The organism is Bradyrhizobium yuanmingense (assembly GCF_900094575.1).
Lineage (GTDB): Bacteria > Pseudomonadota > Alphaproteobacteria > Rhizobiales > Xanthobacteraceae > Bradyrhizobium > Bradyrhizobium yuanmingense.
Genome location: NZ_FMAE01000003.1, coordinates 153,130 through 172,102, shown reverse-complemented (window position 1 = coordinate 172,102; position 18,973 = coordinate 153,130). Strand labels below are relative to the sequence as shown.

Annotated in this window: 17 protein-coding genes; 7 read left to right on the top strand and 10 right to left on the bottom strand. The window is 64.1% G+C overall.

Annotation, left to right across the window (positions count from 1 at the left end; all coding sequences use genetic code 11):
- Positions 1–47: 47 nt before the first annotated feature.
- Positions 48–743: a DUF1013 domain-containing protein gene (locus tag GA0061099_RS10540; RefSeq protein ID WP_035997500.1), complete on the top strand. Its 696-nt coding sequence runs from the start codon at positions 48–50 to the stop codon at positions 741–743.
- 83 nt (positions 744–826) lie between these two features.
- Here the strand turns inward: GA0061099_RS10540 and GA0061099_RS10535 are convergent, their stop codons facing one another.
- The 5 genes from GA0061099_RS10535 to GA0061099_RS10515 form a co-directional block, all read right to left on the bottom strand.
- Positions 827–1,573, bottom strand: coding sequence for an OmpW/AlkL family protein (locus GA0061099_RS10535; protein ID WP_036021211.1), 747 nt, complete (start codon positions 1,571–1,573; stop codon positions 827–829).
- 193 nt (positions 1,574–1,766) lie between these two features.
- Positions 1,767–2,036, bottom strand: coding sequence for a hypothetical protein (locus GA0061099_RS10530; protein WP_036021210.1), 270 nt, complete (start codon positions 2,034–2,036; stop codon positions 1,767–1,769).
- Positions 2,037–2,215: 179 nt separating this feature from the next.
- Positions 2,216–4,126 (bottom strand): propionyl-CoA synthetase, encoded by a 1,911-nt coding sequence (locus tag GA0061099_RS10525; RefSeq protein WP_036021206.1) that lies wholly within the window; start codon positions 4,124–4,126, stop codon positions 2,216–2,218.
- Between the two features lie 371 nt (positions 4,127–4,497).
- The gene (locus GA0061099_RS10520; protein ID WP_036021203.1) at positions 4,498–5,889 is read right to left on the bottom strand and encodes a tetratricopeptide repeat protein; all 1,392 of its coding nucleotides are present in this window, start codon (positions 5,887–5,889) and stop codon (positions 4,498–4,500) included.
- A 306-nt stretch (positions 5,890–6,195) separates the two neighbouring features.
- Positions 6,196–6,954, bottom strand: coding sequence for a tetratricopeptide repeat protein (locus GA0061099_RS10515; RefSeq protein ID WP_036021193.1), 759 nt, complete (start codon positions 6,952–6,954; stop codon positions 6,196–6,198).
- Between the two features lie 86 nt (positions 6,955–7,040).
- Between GA0061099_RS10515 and GA0061099_RS10510 the strand changes: the two genes are divergently transcribed.
- The gene (locus tag GA0061099_RS10510; RefSeq protein ID WP_085971970.1) at positions 7,041–8,618 is read left to right on the top strand and encodes a cation:proton antiporter; all 1,578 of its coding nucleotides are present in this window, start codon (positions 7,041–7,043) and stop codon (positions 8,616–8,618) included.
- Between the two features lie 111 nt (positions 8,619–8,729).
- Positions 8,730–9,500 (top strand): hypothetical protein, encoded by a 771-nt coding sequence (locus GA0061099_RS10505; RefSeq protein ID WP_036021190.1) that lies wholly within the window; start codon positions 8,730–8,732, stop codon positions 9,498–9,500.
- Between the two features lie 5 nt (positions 9,501–9,505).
- Here GA0061099_RS10505 and GA0061099_RS10500 read toward each other — a convergent pair whose 3' ends face one another.
- Positions 9,506–10,999, bottom strand: coding sequence for an FAD-linked oxidase C-terminal domain-containing protein (locus tag GA0061099_RS10500; protein WP_074447681.1), 1,494 nt, complete (start codon positions 10,997–10,999; stop codon positions 9,506–9,508).
- A gap of 229 nt (positions 11,000–11,228) precedes the next feature.
- Here GA0061099_RS10500 and cycA point away from each other — a divergent pair, with 229 nt between their 5' ends.
- On the top strand, positions 11,229–11,624 hold the full coding sequence (gene cycA / locus GA0061099_RS10495) for a cytochrome c-550 CycA (RefSeq protein WP_035997470.1): 396 nt from the start codon (positions 11,229–11,231) through the stop codon (positions 11,622–11,624).
- A 119-nt stretch (positions 11,625–11,743) separates the two neighbouring features.
- On the opposite strand, the gene GA0061099_RS10490 is transcribed toward cycA, so the two are convergent.
- On the bottom strand, positions 11,744–12,700 hold the full coding sequence (locus tag GA0061099_RS10490) for an alpha/beta fold hydrolase (RefSeq protein WP_036021165.1): 957 nt from the start codon (positions 12,698–12,700) through the stop codon (positions 11,744–11,746).
- Positions 12,701–13,028: 328 nt separating this feature from the next.
- On the opposite strand from GA0061099_RS10490, the gene GA0061099_RS10485 reads away from it, so the two are divergent.
- A complete protein-coding gene (locus GA0061099_RS10485) occupies positions 13,029–13,211 on the top strand; it encodes a hypothetical protein (RefSeq protein WP_028180446.1) in 183 nt (60 codons plus the stop codon).
- Positions 13,212–13,218: 7 nt separating this feature from the next.
- On the opposite strand, the gene GA0061099_RS10480 is transcribed toward GA0061099_RS10485, so the two are convergent.
- The 3 genes from GA0061099_RS10480 to ykgO form a co-directional block, all read right to left on the bottom strand.
- Positions 13,219–13,479, bottom strand: coding sequence for a hypothetical protein (locus GA0061099_RS10480; RefSeq protein ID WP_036021163.1), 261 nt, complete (start codon positions 13,477–13,479; stop codon positions 13,219–13,221).
- Between the two features lie 124 nt (positions 13,480–13,603).
- Positions 13,604–14,239: a tetratricopeptide repeat protein gene (locus GA0061099_RS10475; RefSeq protein ID WP_036021162.1), complete on the bottom strand. Its 636-nt coding sequence runs from the start codon at positions 14,237–14,239 to the stop codon at positions 13,604–13,606.
- 120 nt (positions 14,240–14,359) lie between these two features.
- The gene (gene ykgO, locus GA0061099_RS10470) at positions 14,360–14,485 is read right to left on the bottom strand and encodes a type B 50S ribosomal protein L36 (RefSeq protein WP_006611362.1); all 126 of its coding nucleotides are present in this window, start codon (positions 14,483–14,485) and stop codon (positions 14,360–14,362) included.
- Between the two features lie 338 nt (positions 14,486–14,823).
- On the opposite strand from ykgO, the gene GA0061099_RS10465 reads away from it, so the two are divergent.
- On the top strand, positions 14,824–15,708 hold the full coding sequence (locus GA0061099_RS10465) for an amidohydrolase family protein (protein WP_036021159.1): 885 nt from the start codon (positions 14,824–14,826) through the stop codon (positions 15,706–15,708).
- Between the two features lie 400 nt (positions 15,709–16,108).
- On the top strand, positions 16,109–18,640 hold the full coding sequence (locus GA0061099_RS10460; RefSeq protein WP_036021156.1) for an NAD-dependent epimerase/dehydratase family protein: 2,532 nt from the start codon (positions 16,109–16,111) through the stop codon (positions 18,638–18,640).
- Positions 18,641–18,973 lie beyond the last annotated feature (333 nt).

Genomic DNA, 18,973 nt, shown 5'->3' with positions numbered 1-18,973 from the left:
CCGGTTTCGCCTCCAGAGGGGTGGGCGAAGCACAAAGGAGATTTGCCATGAGCAACGCACCTCTGATGCCCAAGGCGACCGCCGTTTGGCTGCTCGACAACACCGCGCTGACCTTCGACCAGGTCGCCGATTTCACCAAGATGCATCCCCTCGAGGTGCGTGCCATCGCCGACGGCGACGCCGCCCAGGGCATCAAAGGCATGGATCCCCTCTCCAATGGCCAGCTGACCCGCGAGGAAATCGAGAAGGGCGAAAAGAACCCGGACTACCGGCTCCGCCTCCAGGAGAGCAAGGTGGTGCTGCCGCCCCAGCCCAAGCGCAAGGGCCCGCGTTATACCCCGGTCTCGCGCCGCCATGAGCGCCCGAGCGCCATCCTCTGGCTGCTGCGCAACCATGCGGAGCTCAAGGACGCCCAGATCATGCGCCTGGTCGGCACCACCAAGAGCACGATCGCGAGCGTGCGCGACCGTACCCACTGGAACACCTCGGCGCTGACCCCGATCGACCCGGTCACGCTCGGTCTGTGCTCGCAGATCGAGCTCGATTTCGAGGTGCAGCGCGCGGCGAAGGAGAAGCCGATCGACGCAGCCTATGGCGGCGCCACCCTGCTGCCGGCCTCCGAGACCACCCGCAAGGACGAGTACGAGCCCGCGGAGAAGTCCAGCGACGACCTCAACGTCGACGCCGTGTTCGCCAAGCTGAAGACGCTCGGCGGCAAGAAGCACGAGGACGAGGAGGAGTAATTCCTCCCGTTCATCCACCATCAACGCGAACGCGGCAGGAAAACCTGCCGCGTTTTGTTTGTACGCCCGAGCTGGGCTTCAGGTCAGAACTTGTAGGTCACACCCGCGCCGACCAGCCACGGATCGATATGCGCGGTGCCGGTGACCGGCAGGCCGGAGACGATGGCGCTGTAGTTCGGGCGCAGCCAGAGCTTCTTGACGTCGACGTTGAGACCCCAGTGCCGGTCGATCATGTAGTCGAAGCCGAACTGGACGGCGCCGCCCCAGGTGTTGCTGACGTGCAGGTTGGTGGTGGTGGCGACGATCGCGGGCGGACCGGCGATCGCGGAAGGCGCATTGGCCGCGGAATTGTTGAAGAACACGGTGTAGTTCACGCCCGCGCCGACATACGGCTTGAACGCGCCGAACTGGTCGAAGTGATATTGCAGCGTCAGCGTCGGCGGCAGCAGCGTGGTCTTGCCGATCGGCAGATTCGCGAGCGAGCCGGTGCCGCTGATCGAATGCCTGGTCACGCCCAGGATCAATTCGGCAGCGATGTTCTTGGTGAAGAAATAGCTGATGTCGAGCTCGGGGACGACCTGGTCGCTGATCGACAGGCCTGAATTCGGCGACGACAGCGAAGGCACGCCCGCGACATTGACGGTGCTCCCGCCCGCATCCGGCAATACGCCGAGCACCCGCAGGCGGATCATCCACGGATTGAACGCCTCCACCGGCACCGGCGCCTTCTTGTAGACCGGCAGATCTGCCGCCTGCACTGATGCAAAAGTGCCCAGGAGCATCGCGCCGAGCGTCGCGACCCGCGCCAAGTTTCTTATCGTTCCATCCATTTTCAATCCCCTTCAACCATGTCGACGCGTCGTTGCGCGACATCAGCGTCAGAGCAGAAAGAGAATGGTGAAGGATTTGATGCCGATCAAACCAGGACTATCGCGACGCGATTTGGCCCCCGGCGTTGCAGATGTGTCACGGAAACCGAGAATGCGAAGCGGGTGGCGCGGCAGCATAGTGCCGCAGCTCACATCACGGGCGCACGGGGTTGTTCAGCATGTACTCGCCGAGATCGCGCTGGCGGCGGTCGGCGCGCGCGGTGGCGGCGTTGCGCTGGACGTCGCGGTCCTTGCGGCAGGCCACGTAATCCGGCGAGCCCTGCGCATAGCCCCGGCTCTGGCAGACGGCATCGTCGTCGTCGCCGCCCACAGCTACCGGATTCTGGTAGCGCGCCGAGCAGGCGGAGAGAGCAATGGCGAGTGCTAACGCGGTCAGCAGGCGTGGCACGGCGGCAAATGGCATCGAGGGTCCCCTGTTGGCCCGCCCTGTTTAGCGTGGAATGAGGAGATTGTAAGTCGGCAGCACCGTCATTCCGGGGGGGGTCCGCAGGACCGAACCCGGAATCTCGAGATTCTCAGGTGCGCAATGCGCACCATAGTTCGATGCCTCGCATCGCCCCGGAATGACAGACCAAGTTCGCCTCACACCCGTCCCTTCAGCGCCTCGCCGATCTCGTCGAGCGCCTTGGGATCCTCGATCGTCGCCGGCATGGTCCAGGATTCGCCGTCGGCAATCTTCTTGATGGTGCCGCGCAGGATCTTGCCGGAGCGCGTCTTGGGGAGGCGGCCGACGGTGATGGCGAGCTTGAAGGCAGCGACCGGGCCGAGCTTGTCGCGCACCAGCGCGATGATCTCCTTCTCGATCTCGGCGGGCGGGCGCTTCACGCCCGCCTTCAGCACCAGGAAGCCGCAGGGCACCTCGCCCTTGATCGCGTCCTTGACGCCGAGCACGGCGCATTCGGCGACATCGGGATGCGAGGCCAGGATCTCCTCCATGCCGCCGGTGGAGAGGCGATGCCCGGCGACGTTGATGATGTCGTCGGTGCGGCCCATCACGAAGATATAGCCGTCCTCGTCCTTGTAGCCGGCGTCGGAGGTTTTGTAATAGCCGGGGAATTCGCTCAGGTAAGCCTCCTTGAAGCGCGCGTCCTGATTCCACAGCGTCGGCAGGCAGCCCGGCGGCATCGGCAGCCTGATGACGATCGAGCCCATGGTGTTGGGGCCGACCGGCTTTGCCGCTTCGTCGACGACATCGACCTGATAGCCTGGCATCGGCACCGTCGGCGAGCCGTGCTTCACCGGCAGCATGCCGAGGCCGACCGGATTGCCGGCGATGCACCAGCCCGTCTCGGTCTGCCACCAATGGTCGATCACCGGTACCTTTAGCTGCTGCTCCGCCCATTCCACGGTCGGCGGATCGGCGCGCTCGCCGGCGAGGAACAGGGTGCGGAATTGCGAGAGGTCGTACTGCCGGATGAATTTCCCTTCCGGGTCGTCCTTGCGGATGGCGCGGAAGGCCGTCGGCGCGGTGAAGAAGGCCACCGCCTTGTGCTCGGAGATCACGCGCCAGAACGCGCCGGCGTCGGGCGTGCCGACCGGCTTGCCCTCGTACATGATCGTGGTCGCGCCATGCAGCAGCGGGCCGTAGACGATGTAGCTGTGGCCGACCACCCAGCCGATGTCGGAGCCGCACCACCAGACCTCGCCCGGCTTGACGCCATAGAGGTTGAACATCGACCATTTCACCGCGACGAGATGCCCGCCATTGTCGCGCACGACGCCCTTCGGCACGCCTGTTGTGCCCGAGGTATAGAGGATGTAGAGCGGGTCTGTCGCGGCGACAGGCACGCAAGCCGCGCGCTTGCCGTCGTTCAGCGCCTTGCGGCGCAGGCTGGCCCAGTCGTAATCGCGGCTCGGCGTCATCTCGCAGGTGAGCTGCGGACGCTGCAGCACGATGCAGGCCTTCGGCTTGCTGCTGGCAAGCTTGATCGCCTCGTCGAGCAGCGGCTTGTACTGCACGATGCGGCCGGGCTCGATGCCGCAGCTGGCGGACAGGATCAGCTTGGGCTGCGCATCGTCGATGCGTGTGGCAAGCTCCTTCGCGGCAAAGCCGCCGAACACCACCGAGTGCACCGCACCGAGCCGCGCGCAGGCGAGCATCGCGACCACCGCCTCCGGCACCATCGGCATATAGAGGATGACACGATCGCCTTTGGCGACACCGAAATCCTGCATGATTGCGGCGAGCGCCTGGACCTCGTTCAGCAGTTCGGCATAGGTGAACTTGGTGACCGAGCCCGTCAGCGGCGAATCATGGATCAGCGCGACCTGGTCGGCGCGCCCCCGTTCGACGTGGCGGTCGAGGGCGTTGTAGCAGGTGTTGACGACGCCGCCGGCGAACCAGCGGCCGTAGGTTCCTTGCGAGGGATCGAAGATCTTCGTCGCAGGCTCGATCCAGTCGATCTCTTTCGCCGCCTCGGCCCAGAAGCTCTCGGGATCAGCCAGCGAGCGCGCATGGACTTCATGATAGCTGCTTTTGCCCTGGATATTCATTCCCGCGCTCCCGTTCCCTTTATTCACCTGGCTTGAACCTCGTGGCAGGACAGGCGCCCCGCCATGACAAGGATCAATTGCCGGCCTTGTTTGGAGCCATTTTCCCGGGAACGGGCCGCGGTTCAAGCTGAAAAGGATGGGTTTTTTTGGCGGAGGGGTGTGAAGCTTGCGCGGCATCGGCAGTCGGCCCCCTCTCCCGCTTGCGAGGGAGGGTTGGGGTGGGGGTGTCTCCGCGTTGGGATCGTGCAAGATTCATGAGGTCCCCAAGAGAGGAGAGAGCCCTCACCCGCCGCGCTCTCCGAGCGCGTCGACCTCTCCCGCAGGCTGGAGAGGTTACGGAGCCAGTCGCAAGGCTTCAGCTCCTTCGCCTCTCAGCTCTCCATCGCGTTCAGCCGCTGCAAGCGGTCCTGCATGATCCTCTTCAGATCGTATCCGGGGCGGCGGAAGCTCGCATTGCGCGTCGTGAGGAACTCGCGCTGGGTCTTGCGCAGGTCGCTAGCGGAACGTCCTTTGGAAGCCCTCAGCACGCGTTCATAGGTCTCGGCGATCTGACGGTCGAGCACGCCGAGCTGCGGATCGGCGCAGATCACTTTCTCGACCTCACGCTTGGCGGTGGCGCACTTGAAGGACGGACCGCTATCGTCGGCCGAGCGCGCATGCATTGGGCCCGGCGACGCCGCGCCGAACCTGGCGATCTCGGCAATCATGCTGCGGCGGCCGTTCGCTGCATTCTCGTTGCCGGGATCCAGCTTCAGCGCCGTCTCATAATCGGCAAGCGCCTTCTTGCGCTCGCCCATCTTCTTGTAGAGCACCGCGCGGTTGTTGTAGGTCTTCGCGAAATTCGGATCGAGCTTCAGCGCAGCCTCGTAGTCGCTCAGCGCCGCCCCGAGCTCGCCTTTGAACTGGTAGGAGTCGCCGCGGTTTGTCAGGAAGTTGGCGCGCTGCTCCCGCCGGATCGCCTGGTCGTAATCGGCAATCGCCTTGTCGTACTCGCCCATCGCAGCATAGGTCAGGCCGCGGTTGTCGTAATATTCCGGCACCTTCGGGTCGAGCCTGATCGCCTCGCCGTCGTCGGCGACCGCCTTGTCGAGCTGGCCGAGCTTCTTGTAGGCCGCGCCGCGATTGGTGTAGGTGCGCGCGCGGTCGGGATCGAGCCGCAGCGCCTCGTCGAAATTTCTGATCGCCTTCTCGTTGTCGCCGCCGAGATAATAGGCCACACCACGGTCGGACCAGGCTTGCGCATCGTCCGGCTTCAGCTTGATCGCCTGGTCGTAATCGGCGAGTGCGCGGTCGAGGCGGCGCTGATTGGTGTAGACGACGCCGCGCAGCTCGTAAGCTTCGGCATCCTGCGGGTCGAGCTCGATCGCCTTGGTCAGATCCGCTGCGGCGCGATTGAGATCGCCGCCGGCCTCGCGCAGGAGATCGCCGCGCACGCGCCAGGCCTTCGCGTTCTTGCCGTCGAGCGCGATGGCGCGGTCGAGATCCCGCAGCGCCTGTGACTGGCCTCCAAGGGTCTGCGCATTGGCTTCGGCGCGGACGACGAGGGCCGCGCTGCGTTCGGCGGCCGAATTGGCGGTCTGGTCGATGATGGCGCTGCACGCAGAGATCAACTCGACCGGGGCGGCCTTGCTTCCCAGCACGCACTCGGTGCTCGCCGCGGCGGGAGCCGCGAGAACGAAACTCATGGCCGCGCCGAGAAAGAGGGCGCGAAGCGAGATTTTGGCAGGCGAAAGCGCTTGCGCGGAGGCGTGAGTGCCGCACATGACATAGGGCTCCGTGACGTCGGGTTCTCACCGTTGTCGCAGCTGGCAAGCGATGGGTTCAAACCGGGCCTGGGAGGGACGGAGCGCTGCCGGCTCTCCCTCGCCCTGCTTGGGCAGGACTATCGCATATGAGATGTGGCTATGGGCACCGGCTGTCTCCACAGCGTCATGGCCGGGCTCGTCCCGGCCATCCACGTCTTTTCACACGGCACAAAGAACGTGGATGCCCGGTACAAGCCCGGGCATGACGACCCCTGCAATATTCAAATGCGATTGCCCTGCCGCTTGCCGGGAGAGGCGAAAATCTCAATATCCATCCACACCGTTCAGCCGCTGCAAGCGCTGCTGCATCGCCTTCTTCAGGTCGTATCCCGGCCGGCCGAAATCGGCATTGCGGCGCGCGATGAACTCGACCTGCTCGCGCTGGAGCGCTTTGGCCTCGGCCGCATTGCGCGCCTCCCGAATCGCACGGGCATTGGAGGCAAAGACCTCGCGATCGAGATCGGCGAGCTCGCGATTGCCGCAGATCGCCCGTTCCACCGCCCGACGCGCTCGCCCGCAATTGAAGCTGGGCTTGCCGGCGACCGCCATCTGCGCGCCGATCCGCTCGATCTCGCGCGCCATCGCCTTGTGATTGGCTTTGGCCTTCTCGTGGTTCGGATCGATCCTGAGCGCTGCGCCGAAATCCTGCACCGCCTTCGGCTTGTCACCCTTCTTCAGCCAGAGTTCGCCGCGCGCATTGAAGACGTCGGCAAGGCCGGGATCGAGCAGAAGAGCACGGCTGTCGTCGGCGATGGCATGGTCGACCTGATTGTGCCGCGCATAGAGCGCACCGCGCACGATCAGAGCCTTGATCAGATCGGCCTTCGTCGTCTTCTCGTTGTCGATCACTTCGGCGCAGGCCGTGGCGGCCTTGTCCATGTCATCGGCTGCGGCCGCGGCGAGGCAGGGCGCGACATCGACCTGCGTCACAGCCACCGGCTCGCCGCCGGTCGCGGCATCGGCCGGGGCGAACGATAGCGCATAGAGCAGTCCGGCGCCGATCAGCTGAATGAGAAAACGCATGCGTTGCAGTCGAAGCCTTGTCGTCGATGTTAAGCTCTTGCCTTGAAGCCGCACTATCCATCATACGGCCGGATTGGTGCTAGCTTGTGGCGCCGCTGAAATCGGCTTCGGGGATCATCGTGTCGACATTCGAATGGATCATTGTGTTGCTGCTCGGCGCGGTTGGCTTATCGGCGCTGGCGCGGCGGATCAAGGTGCCCTACCCGACCTTTCTCGCCATCGGCGGCGCGCTGATCGCCTTCGTGCCGTCGAGCCCGTCCTGGACGCTGGAGCCGGACCTCGCCCTTGCCCTTTTTGTCGCGCCGGTCCTGCTCGATGCCGCCTTCGACACGTCGCTGCGCGACCTTCGCAAGAACTGGGTTCCGGTCTCGACCCTGGTGGTGGCCGCGGTCGGCCTCACCACGGCCGCCGTGGCCTATGTCGCGCACCGGCTGATGCCCGACATGCCCTGGGCCGCCGCGGTCGCGCTCGGCGCCATCGTGGCGCCGCCGGATGCGGCCGCTGCGGTTGCGATCCTGAGCCAAGTCAAGCTGCCCCACCGCATGGTCAAGGTGCTGGAGGGCGAAAGCCTGCTCAACGATGCCAGCGCGCTGCTGATCTATCGCATCGCCGTCGGCGCGGTCGCCACCGAGCATCTGACCTGGAGCCAGGTCGCCCCGACCATGGCGCTGGCGCTGGTCGGCAGCGTCATCGCTGGTCTGGCCGCAGGCCGCATCATTCCGCTGTTCATGGAGCGGGTGACGGAGGCACCGAGCGCCATCATCGTGCAGTTCGCCACCACCTTCATGGTCTGGATCGCCGCCGAGCATCTCGGTCTCTCCGGCATCCTCACCATCGTGGTCTACGCCATCACGGTCGCGCGCACCGCACCGGCGCGCATCCCGGCGCGGCTGCGGGTGCCGTCCTATGCGGTGTGGGAGACGACCGTGTTCGTGCTCAACGTGCTCGCCTTCATGCTGATCGGCATGCAGATGCGGCCGATCTGGACGCGGCTGGATGCGGACGTGCGCTGGGAATATTGCGTGGCCGCCGCCTGGATCCTGCTTACGGTGATCCTGGTACGCCTGTTCTGGGTGACGTTCTATCGCACGAGCCTGCGGGTGCTGATCGCGCAGGGGCTCTATCATCCCAAGGATCCGCAGCAGGTGGCCTCGGCCAAGGGCGGGCTCATCATCTCCTGGTGCGGCATGCGCGGCCTCGTCACGCTCGCCACCGCCTTTGCCCTGCCGGAAAACTTTCCCTATCGTGACTTCATCGTCTTCATCGCGTTTGCGGTGGTGCTGGGATCGCTGGTGATCCAGGGCCTGACGCTGCGGCCGCTGATCCTCGCTTTCAACCTCAAGGACGACGATCCCGTCGGCATCGAGGTCGCCCGCGGCCGCGCCGTGGCCTATCGCGCCGCGCTCGATGCGATCGAGAGCGATCCGTCGGAGGAGGCGGAAATCCTGCGGCTCGAATATCGCGCCATCCTGATGCAGGCCGAGACCGATCCCAACGGCGGCATCAGCAACGGCGAACTGCCCGCCGATCCCCTGCGCCGCCGCGCTATCGAGGCCGCGCGCAAGGCGATCTTCGACCTGCGCGCCACCGAGGTGATCGGCGACGATGCGTTTCATCGGCTCGAGGAGGAGCTCGATCGCGCAGAATTGAGCGCGGGCGGATGATGTCTCTCCGCTGTCGTCCCGACAAGAGTTTGGGCGCTCTGCAATGTGCGCCGAGTCACACACAGCATCCCGCAGCTTGAACCAAACCCCGCCTCTCCAGACTCACCCCTGATGACGACCCTGATTGACGACCGTCGTGTACGCGCGCGTGATGCGTCGCCTGCACGATATTTTTATCTCCACATGGCGCTCGCCTGCGCCGCCACTGCCTTTCTCGGCTTCGCACCGATCTATTGGGTGCCGCTCGCTCACCGGACATTGTCCGCAAGCCCGGTGATCCATTTTCACGGACTCTTGTTCTTCACCTGGTCGCTTTATTTCGTGCTCCAGACCTGGCTCGCGGCCTCCGGCCGCGTGGTCAATCACCGCTCGTTCGGCATCGTCGGCGTCTCGCTTGCGACCGCGATGGTCATTTCTGGCTTCTTCGCGTCCGTGACCTCGATGAAGAACGCCGCGGCGCTCGGACAGGCCGATGCAGGCATCGCCTTCTCGATCGTGCCGCTGAGCGGCATCACATTCTTTGCCGTGGTGTTCGCGCTCGCCATCATGAACACGCGCAGGCTCGAGGTTCACAAGCGCCTGATGCTGCTCGCGGCGGTCTCGATCCTCGACGCCGCGATCGCGCGCTGGTTCCTGACCTTCCTCGCACCATCAGGACCGTCCGGCCCGCCGCCGGTGCCCGTGACGATCGCGCCTGCTGTGGTCGCCTCCCTTCTGCTCGTCGTCGCCATGGTGCGCGACTGGCGCGCCGAGGGCCGCATGCATCCGGTGTACATCACGGGCACGCTCGCGCTTCTGGCGGTGAAGGTGCTCAACTGGCCGGTCAGCGAAACGGCGGCGTGGCACGCATTTGCCGGCGGCATCCTGGCGCTGGCGCAGTAGGCGACCTAGAACCGCGGCAAATCCGGGAACGCCAGCTTGCCCGCGTGGACGTGCATGCGGCCGAGCTCGGCGCAGCGGTGCAGGGTCGGAAATACTTTTCCGGGATTGAGCAGGCCCTGCGCGTCGAAGGCGCATTTCAGGCGCTGCTGCTGGTTGAGGTCGATCTCGCTGAACATGTCGGGCATGAGGTCGCGCTTCTCGATGCCGACGCCGTGCTCGCCGGTGAGCACGCCGCCGAACTCGACGCAGGCGCGCAGGATATCGGCGCCGAAGGCTTCGGCGCGCTCGATCTCGCCGGGCTTGTTGGCATCGTAGAGGATCAGGGGGTGCAGATTGCCGTCGCCGGCGTGGAACACGTTGGCGCAGCCGAGCTGGTACTTTTCCGAGAGCTCGCGGATGCGCGCCAGCGCCTTCGGCAGCGCGCCGCGCGGGATGGTGCCGTCCATGCAGAGATAATCGGGTGAGATGCGGCCCACGGCGGGGAACGCGGCCTTGCGGCCGGCCCAGAACAGGTTGCGCTCGGCCTCCGAAGTCGAGATCTGGCAGGTGGTCGAGCCGCAGGCGTTCGCAATGGCCTCGACGCGCGTGATCAGCTCGTCGACCTCGATCTTGGGCCCGTCGAGCTCGATGATGAGCAGCGCTTCGACATCGAGCGGGTAGCCGGCATGGACGAAGGCCTCCGCGGCGTGGATCGCGGGCTTGTCCATCATCTCCATGCCGCCGGGGATGATGCCGGCGCCGATGATGCGGGCCACGCATTCGCCGGCCGCCTCGACTTGCGCAAAGCCGACCATCAGCGCGCGCGCCGTTTCCGGCTTCTGCAGGATGCGCACCGTGATCTCCGTGATGACGCCGAGCAGGCCTTCCGAACCGGTGATGACGCCCATCAGGTCATAGCCGGGATTCTCGCAGCCCTTGCCGCCGATGCGCAGGATCTCGCCGCTCATCAGCACGATCTCGCAGCCGAGCACGTTGTTGGTGGTCATGCCGTATTTCAAGCAGTGCACGCCGCCGGAATTTTCCGCCACGTTGCCGCCGATCGAGCAGGCGATCTGCGAGGACGGATCGGGCGCGTAATAGAAGCCGGCATGGGCGACCGCCTGGCTGATTGCGAGGTTGGTGACGCCGGGCTCGGTGACGACGACGCGGTTGTCGAAATCGATCTCGCGGATGCGCTTGAACTTGCCGAGGCCGAGCAGCACGCCGTCCTCGAGGGGCAGCGCGCCACCGGACAGCGAGGTGCCGGAGCCGCGCGGAACCACCTTGATGCCTTGCGCGGCACAATATTTCAGGACGAGCGAGACCTGCTCGGTCGTATCGGGCAGCACCACGACCATCGGCGGCTGCCGATAGGCGGTCAGCCCGTCGGATTCATAGGCCCGCATCTCGGCGAGGCTGTCGATCACGCCCTCGCCCGGCACGATTGCGCGCAAGGCGGCGACGATTTCGCTGCGACGCGCCAGCACGGCCTGGTCGCTTGCGGGCATCATGATGGCCATTTTAAGAAGCCTTCGTCCGACGGATGGAATTATCTCAGCAAATCAATCATGTCTTGCGGACTTTGGGTAGGTCCTCCGAAGGTCGCATTGCTTTGTTGCAGCGCAAGTTCTCTCTGGGGCAAGTCTGCTAGCAGGAAACCTGTCAGAGTTTCGCGGCTTGTCCACTTGCACCGGACCTGCCAAAACCACGACCCTCCATCTGACCCGGGAAGAGACGAAGAGCACACTTATGACAAAACTGACTTTCGGCGCGGTGACAATCCTCACCGTCATTGCCACCGCACCCGCCGCGATGGCGCAGGATGTCGCGGCCGGCAAGACATCGTTCAACAAGTGCCTGGCCTGCCACGCGATCGGCGAAGGCGCCAAGAACAAGGTTGGCCCGGAGCTCAACGGCCTCAACGGCCGCAAGTCGGGCGCGGTTGAGGGCTATAGCTACACGGACGCCAACAAGAATTCCGGCATCACCTGGGACGAGGCCACGTTCAAGGAATACATCAAGGATCCTAAGGCCAAGATCCCCGGCACCAAGATGGCGTTCGCCGGCATCAAGAACGAGACCGAGATCAACAATCTCTGGGCCTTCCTTGCCCAATACGACAAGGACGGGAAGATCAAGCAGTAAGCGCGCACGAGGCGGACGCTAGAGCTTCGGTTCTGATCGGACCAGAATCGAAGCTCTGGCTTTCTTGTTCTGACGCGTTTCTTCGCGCGAACCGGTTTCCACTTCGCTCGAAAAATGCTTTAGTCGGCGACCGCCTGCGCCGGGGCGATGTTTCCGATCATCGTCTCGATCTCCGCCTTCACGAGATCCGGCACGGCGTTCTGCACCATGTGGCCGAGATCGGGCAGCACGATCAGCTTTGCATTCGACACAGCCGCGGCGAACGGACGCGCGTGGATATTGGTTCTCACCGTCTTGTCGGGCTCGCCGGCGATGATCGTAACAGGCGCCGTAATCGCGCCATAGCGCGCGACTTGCGCGGCGACCGACTCCTTCAGCGTCACCAGATCATAGGCATTGGCGATGAACTCGCGCGGGCGCAGCAGGAGCGGTGTCGCGGAGTCCTGCACGAAACCATCCGGCATGATCTGCGGCAGGAACACGTTGCGGGCCCCGGCTTCGGTGATGAAATAGCCGAGCGGCAGCGTGATGGTGTAGGCGAGCAGCGGGCCGATCACGGGCGTTGCGATGATCTCGTTGTAGCGCCCGACACCGCCGCGCCAGGGATGCGTGACGGGCGCGAGCATCACGAGACCTGCCACGCGGCGCGGGTGATCGAGCGCGATCCGCGCGCCGAGGGCGCCGCTCCAGGAATGCACCACGAAGACCGCGCGATCGATCCCGAGCTTGCCGAGCGCCTCGTCGATCATGCGCGCCTGAATCTGCGGCGTCGAATCCTGCCGGCTTGCGCGCGTGCTCCAGCCATGGCCGGGGCGGTCGATCAGAATCACGCGATGATCCCGGGCGAGGAGATCGCCGAGCGGCCGCCGCATCGCTTCGAGGTTGGAGCTCGCGCCGTGCAGCATCACGATCGGCGGGGCGGCCTCGCGCGGGCCGATCTCGACGACGTGAAGCGCGGCGCCCTCGACCTCGACCATGCGCCCCTGCGGCGGAAAGGCCCGCTGCACGGCGACGATTCCGGCCTGCGTGAGCAGCGCCAGCAGGACCAGCGCCGTCACGACTGACATCACGATCATGGAGAGAATCCGGGTGATCCTGGGCACGGGGCAGTTACGGGTCTGCTCGGCCGGCAGTTTCGCCGCCGGCGGTGCGCGCTTCCACCAAAAATGCTGGGGCTGTGGATATGTGCATAATTGCTGATCGAGAAAACTCAATGAAATCAGAGCCATTCTAAGCCGCACGCAAGCTTCGGACCAGCTTCATGCGGGCGTCATCGCAGCTTCCATATAATCGCCATGGTCGGTTCCGCCATCTAGGCGCGGGTGGGCGCCGATCCTCCCCGCAACATCAGGGGGATGCGGGAAAGACCGGCAGGATTGTCCTGGTTTGAACCGGAGAATTTCGATGAGCTTCAGATCGAACGATACTGCAATCGACGAAATCGTCGCGAGCTGCAACGGCGACCTGCGCGGTGCGGTGCGGGCGCTGCTCCTGATCAACGAGCATCTCGAGACCGAGCTGGCAAAGGCCTACGCCGCAGCCGCCGACCGCGGCCTGGTCGAGCGCGGCAGCAGCGTGCTGCATTAAGCGCAGCCTAGTTCGCCCCCTCCTCCTGCTTTTCTTCCTCGGGCGTGACCGGGGGACAGACGCGAATCGTCGAGCGCGCAAGCTTGGCATCGGCCTTGGACTTGTAGGGACCGTCGCCGAACCAGATGTCGCCAATGATGACTGGATTGCTGGTCACGATGGCGCATTTGCCGGTGGCACGGTTGCCGACCACCCAGAACAGTCCGTCGGCGAAGCTCACCGTCCCCGACGCGAGCAGCAACGTCGCTGCGACCATCAAATGCTTCATGGCTTTCGCTCCTGCCATGCAGGTAGGCCTGCAACAGGCCTTGCAATAGTCCTTGCAACGTCCCGGCTCGGATCGTGGTTAATCCGCGGCGGCCGCGATCGCTCAAGATATGATCGAGTTATAGCTAGATGTCGCGGCCTTCGACCTTTTCGGTCAGCGCCTTGACCTGGTCGGGGATCTTTTCCAGGTGCGGATTGACGGCGAGCGCCTTGCGGTAGGCCTCGAGCGCGCGCCTCTCGTCCCCGACCTCCTGCATGATCATGCCGAGGCCGGCGAGCGCGCCGAAATGGCGGGGCTCCCGGATCAGCACTTGCTGAATGTCCGCGAGCGAGCGGCCATAATCGTTCTGCAGGTAATAGAGCGTCGCACGCCGGTTCCAGGCTTCGATGTAATCGGGCCTGAGCTTGATGATCGAATCCAGGAGCTTGATCGCGACGTCGATCTTCTTCGCATCGACGGCGGTCTTGGCGCGCGACATCAGGAGCGCGGCGGTGTCGCTCGGGGTCTGCAGCCAGATCGCCCAGATCCGCGCCTCGACATGCTTGGCGCTGGCCTCGTCGGGCGCCGCCTTCAGCGCGCCGAACAGGAAATCGAGATTCTTGCTGCGGTCGACCTTCGGCAGCTTCGACGGCGCCTCCGGCAGCTTCTTCTGCTTGCCGGGCGGCTCGACCTGCTGGGCCAGGGCGGCCGGCGCAAGGCCGGCGGTTCCCAGCACGAGGGCCAGACACAGGGTGCGCGCGAAACGAAATCTCACTGCCATGGTGGAAGTCTAAACGCGCAAAGCCACCCTTGCAAAGCAAAGGCGGCGTCAAACTCGTGTGAGACCGTGATCTTGCGGAGCGCGCGAAGGCGCCCGGCAGGGCGTGATCAGCCGCTCAGATCAGCCCTGGCGCGCCTTGAAGCGGCGCTGCACCTTGTTGATCACATAGACCCGGCCCTTGCGGCGGACCAGGCGGTTGGCGCGATGGCGACCGCGCAGCGATTTCAGCGAGTTACGGACCTTCATGGCAGAATCCTGAACGTTCGAAAGGCCGTGTTCGGCACTACCGTTTCGGCACGCGCGAATGTGGCAAAATGAGATTTTTCCCGCTGGCGGACCGACCGCCCGGGACGGAGCGGTTCTTAAGGCATGGCGGGAGGTCATGTCAATGTTAACTGCCCGGCTCCCAACGAGCAAAACCGCGAAAACAACCCCATGCTAGAAGCGGCCGGATCGGCCCGATCCGGCGCATTGGAGGTCAGGCCCGGCAAAGACAGTCGCTACCTGCGCTTTCGCCGCCACCAGCGCCTTGCCAAATTCGTTATATCCTATAATCAATTCGGCAACCCGTCGGGAGGACACCCATGCCGAAGCTGAAGCTGCCTGATATCGACAAAGTCGTCGCCATCGACATCCACACCCATGCCGAGGAGCCCTGCGGCACCCATCCCGACGACGGCTATGACGATTTCCAGGCGCAGATGGCGGAGTATTTCAAGTCGCCGCACAAGCATCCGCCGACCGTGCCGGAGACCGCGGCCTATTACCGCTCCAAGAACATCGCCGCGGTGATCTTCCCTGTTGATGCCGAGCGCGAGACCGGCTTCCGCCGCTACAAGAACGAGGAGATGCTGGAGATCGCCTCCGAGCATCTCGACGTGCTCATCCCCTTCGTCTCGATCGACCCGCACAAGGGCAAGCTCGGGGCCCGCGAGGCGCGCAAGCTGATCGAGGAATACGGCGTACGCGGCTTCAAATTCCATCCGACCATGCAGGGCTTCTACGCCAACGACCGCATGGCCTATCCGCTCTATGAGGAGATCAACAATGGCGGCGCGATCGCGCTGTTCCACACCGGCCAGACCGGCGTCGGCTCCGGCATGCCCGGCGGCATGGGCATGCGGCTGAAATATTCCAACCCGATGTACATGGACGACGTCGCGGCCGATTTCCCCGACCTCAAGATCATCCTCGCCCACCCTTCCTTCCCCTGGCAGGAAGAGGCGCTCTCGGTCGCGACCCACAAGCCGAACGTCTACATCGACCTGTCGGGCTGGTCGCCAAAGTATTTCCCGCCGATCCTGGTGCGCTACATCAACTCGATTCTCCAGGACAAGATGCTGTTCGGCTCGGACTGGCCGGTGATCACGCCGGACCGCTGGCTGTCCGATTTCGCCAAGATCGAGATCCGCGACGAAATCCGGCCGAAGGTGTTGAAGGCGAACGCGCGCAAGCTGCTGGGGATCTAGACGATCCGCTTCCATGAAACCGGCATGCAACTAGGTTTGGCCACGGGGTACATCTCGGCTGGCCCTGCCTAACGTATCCCTTCCATCTCTGGTCCGGATTCGGACGGCGCGTAGAGTACCTCGAACACGACGCGCGCCGCCTGCTCCGGATCCTCTGGGTACGTCAGAGCGACCGACATCGTACCCACAGTTCTTTCAGGCTGGCGGCCGGGCCGCGGTCCACATCGACCTCACGACGTTGTGTGATTCCACCCGATTCAAGCTTGGGCTGCTCACCAGCGGCGTCGAAGTAGGTGGATGGGGCGCGTGATACTCCGGCGATCCAGGACGCAAAAGCAGGTTGGAGGGAAACTTTCGGGTACCCGGGTCGTTCGCTAAGACACGTTGAGCAGCGAATGCCATGTCTCGCCCCACCGTCCTGATCACCGGCAGCAGCGGCTTTCTCGGCCAGGCGATCGCGCGCGGCTTGATGGATCGTTACCAGGTCATCGGCCTCGATGTCAGCCGCCCTAAGAAGCCGTTGTCCGGCATCGAGACGATTGAGATCGACCTCACCTCGGATGCAATCGTGGCGAAGGCGCTGGACCAGGTTCGTGCGCGAACAGGCCGTCGGATCGCCTCGGTCATTCACCTTGCCGCCTATTACGACACGACCGGCGAGGACAACCCGAGATACGATGCCGTCACCGTTCAGGGAACGCGCCGACTGCTGGCGGCCCTTCAGGCATTCGACACGGAGCAGTTCGTCTTCTCGAGCACGCTGCTCGTGCATGCTCCTAGCTCGGCAAAGGGAAGAAAGATCGATGAAGATTCGCCGATCGAACCAGCTTGGGCCTATCCGCAGTCAAAGGCGAAGACCGAGACCCTGATCCTGAACGAGCATGGCAACATCAAGGTCGCGATCCTGAGGCTTGCAGGTGTCTATGACGAGGATTGCCGTGCGGCATTCATCGCGCAGCAGATCGCCCGCATCTTCGAGCGCTTGCCGACCGCTTATCTCTTCACCGGCGACATCACCACTGGCCAGCCCTATCTCCACAAGAACGACCTCGTCGAGGCCGTGGTACGCGTGGTCGATCGACGCAATGATCTTGCTGATGAAACGACACTGCTCATTGGCGAAGAGGAAACGCCGAGTTACGACGAGATGCAGAGGCGGATTGGCCAGCTTGTGCATGGGGAGAGATGGCGGACGATGTCCCTCCCGAAAGAGATGACGAAGCTCGGCACTTGGATGCAGGAGAAGGTTCTCGATCAGGATACCGACATCAAGTCGTGGATGATCGAGAATGCCGACGACCATTATGAGATCGATACTTCGCGAGCGAGGAGCCTCTTGGGGTGGAAACCCCGACACAGTCTGACCGCCACGCTGCCCGAAATGATCCGGCGGCTTAAGGTCGACCCGACGGACTGGTACGAGACGAACAAACTTCATCCTGCGACGGTCGCCGCTTCCGAACCCGAGCTCGACCAGGCCGCGGAGAGACTGCGGCAATCGGTGGAGCCTTCGAAAGATGAGGTTGAGGCCGAGACGGAACGGCATCGGGCGCGCACGCTCTGGGCGCCGCTGACCAATGCAGCGATTGGACTGTGGCTCGTCGCCTCGCCTGTCACGCTTGGTCTCTTCGATCCATCCGCGGCGCCAATTCCACCGGCGCTGGGACATGAGATCGCTTCGCCCGAGACACGTGACGGCAGGCTCGGCATCAGCGAGATCGTGTCCGGCATTCTTGTCGTCGCGTTCGCACTCATCGGCATGCGTCGGCGCTGGCGCTGGTTGCAGTGGCTCACCGCTGCCGTCGGCATATGGGTCATGTTCGCACCTCTCGTGTTCTGGACCACGAGCGCTGGAGCCTACGCCACCGATACGCTTGCTGGCATGCTGATCGTGACGCTCGCGGTGATGGTTCCTCCAACACCGGGCATCAGCCGCCAAGCCCTCGCCGCCGACGATGATCGCCCCCTCGGCTGGACCTACTCGCCATCCACATTCAGCCAGCGCCTCCACATCATTGCTCTGGCCTTTGTCGGCCTGTTCGTCTCGCGCTATCTCGCCGCCTATCAACTCGGTCATATCGACGGCTTGTGGGATCCTTTCTTCGGCCCAGGTGATGCAGCGGTCGCCAATGGCAGCGAGGCGGTGGTGACCTCCTGGGTCTCGAAGGGCTTTCCGGTCGCCGATGCCGGGTTTGGCGCCTTCGCCTACGCGCTAGATGCCCTGGCAGGCGCGATCGGCGACCGTCGCCGCTGGCGCACAATGCCATGGATGGTGATTCTGTTCGGCCTACTGGTTATCCCGCTCGGGCTCGTGAGCGTCAGCTTCATCATTATCCAGCCCCCTTTGATCGGTGCACTGTGTACGCTCTGCATCATCCAGGCCGCGATCACGATAGTGCTCATCCCCTATTCGATAGATGAGGTACTGGCGAGCTGTCAGTATCTTTGGGGCGCGAAGCAGGCGGGCCAGCCGTTCTGGCGCACTTTCTGGCGCGGTGGCCCGGCGCTCTCCGAGAAGCAGGCGCCGACGCCCGATCTCGACCGCCCGTTATCGGCGGTGCTGCGCGATATCGTCACCGGCGGCGTCAATTTTCCCTGGACGCTGGTCGCGAGCTCTTTCCTTGGAATGCTGCTGATGATCACGCCGCTTGCCTTCGGCACGAGCCCGATCCTCTATTTCAGCGACCATATCACCGGCTGCCTTGTCATCCTCGTCGCCGTTACGGCGATGGCGGAGGTGGCGCGTGCCGCGCGGTTCGCCAACGTCGCGCTCGGAGCATGGGTGGCAATCTCCCCCTTTGTCCTCGACGGCGCCACGACAATCGCGACGATAGCCAACGTTGCAACCGGTGTCCTCCTCATCGGGCTGAGCCTGCCACGCGGCACCCGTAGCGCCGCGCATTACGGCGGATGGGACCACGCAATAGTATGACGCAACGGCGGGCTCTGCGTGGGCGCCACCGAAGATGATGCGGGGAGCTTTCTCATGACGCATCTGATCGGACCGCGGCATCACGTATGGCTCGCCGAGTGCTTGATCGCTGCAACAACAGAGGTGCCCTCTCTCCCGCAGGCTTGCGGGAGCGAGTCGGGAGAGGGTGCTTCCGCAATGGGACAATCCCCAAGAGGACAAAGCCCTCACCCGGCGCCATAGCCGATGCGAAGCATCGGCGTCTTAGAGAACGGCGGCCAGAGGCCGCCTATGCCTCTCCGCAAGCGGGAGAGGTGAACGAGCCCCACCGATCAATTCAACCTAAAGCCATTT

Excerpts from the sequence above, each read along its gene's own strand:
- GA0061099_RS10540 (WP_035997500.1), top strand. The coding sequence starts at position 48 with ATGAGCAACGCACCTCTGATGCCCAAGGCGACCGCCGTTTGGCTGCTC.
- GA0061099_RS10535 (WP_036021211.1), bottom strand. The coding sequence starts at position 1,573 with ATGGATGGAACGATAAGAAACTTGGCGCGGGTCGCGACGCTCGGCGCG.
- GA0061099_RS10530 (WP_036021210.1), bottom strand. The coding sequence starts at position 2,036 with ATGCCATTTGCCGCCGTGCCACGCCTGCTGACCGCGTTAGCACTCGCC.
- GA0061099_RS10525 (WP_036021206.1), bottom strand. The coding sequence starts at position 4,126 with ATGAATATCCAGGGCAAAAGCAGCTATCATGAAGTCCATGCGCGCTCG.
- GA0061099_RS10520 (WP_036021203.1), bottom strand. The coding sequence starts at position 5,889 with ATGTGCGGCACTCACGCCTCCGCGCAAGCGCTTTCGCCTGCCAAAATC.
- GA0061099_RS10515 (WP_036021193.1), bottom strand. The coding sequence starts at position 6,954 with ATGCGTTTTCTCATTCAGCTGATCGGCGCCGGACTGCTCTATGCGCTA.
- GA0061099_RS10505 (WP_036021190.1), top strand. The coding sequence starts at position 8,730 with ATGACGACCCTGATTGACGACCGTCGTGTACGCGCGCGTGATGCGTCG.
- GA0061099_RS10500 (WP_074447681.1), bottom strand. The coding sequence starts at position 10,999 with ATGGCCATCATGATGCCCGCAAGCGACCAGGCCGTGCTGGCGCGTCGC.
- cycA (WP_035997470.1), top strand. The coding sequence starts at position 11,229 with ATGACAAAACTGACTTTCGGCGCGGTGACAATCCTCACCGTCATTGCC.
- GA0061099_RS10490 (WP_036021165.1), bottom strand. The coding sequence starts at position 12,700 with ATGATCGTGATGTCAGTCGTGACGGCGCTGGTCCTGCTGGCGCTGCTC.
- GA0061099_RS10485 (WP_028180446.1), top strand. The coding sequence starts at position 13,029 with ATGAGCTTCAGATCGAACGATACTGCAATCGACGAAATCGTCGCGAGC.
- GA0061099_RS10480 (WP_036021163.1), bottom strand. The coding sequence starts at position 13,479 with ATGAAGCATTTGATGGTCGCAGCGACGTTGCTGCTCGCGTCGGGGACG.
- GA0061099_RS10475 (WP_036021162.1), bottom strand. The coding sequence starts at position 14,239 with ATGGCAGTGAGATTTCGTTTCGCGCGCACCCTGTGTCTGGCCCTCGTG.
- ykgO (WP_006611362.1), bottom strand. The coding sequence starts at position 14,485 with ATGAAGGTCCGTAACTCGCTGAAATCGCTGCGCGGTCGCCATCGCGCC.
- GA0061099_RS10465 (WP_036021159.1), top strand. The coding sequence starts at position 14,824 with ATGCCGAAGCTGAAGCTGCCTGATATCGACAAAGTCGTCGCCATCGAC.
- GA0061099_RS10460 (WP_036021156.1), top strand. The coding sequence starts at position 16,109 with ATGTCTCGCCCCACCGTCCTGATCACCGGCAGCAGCGGCTTTCTCGGC.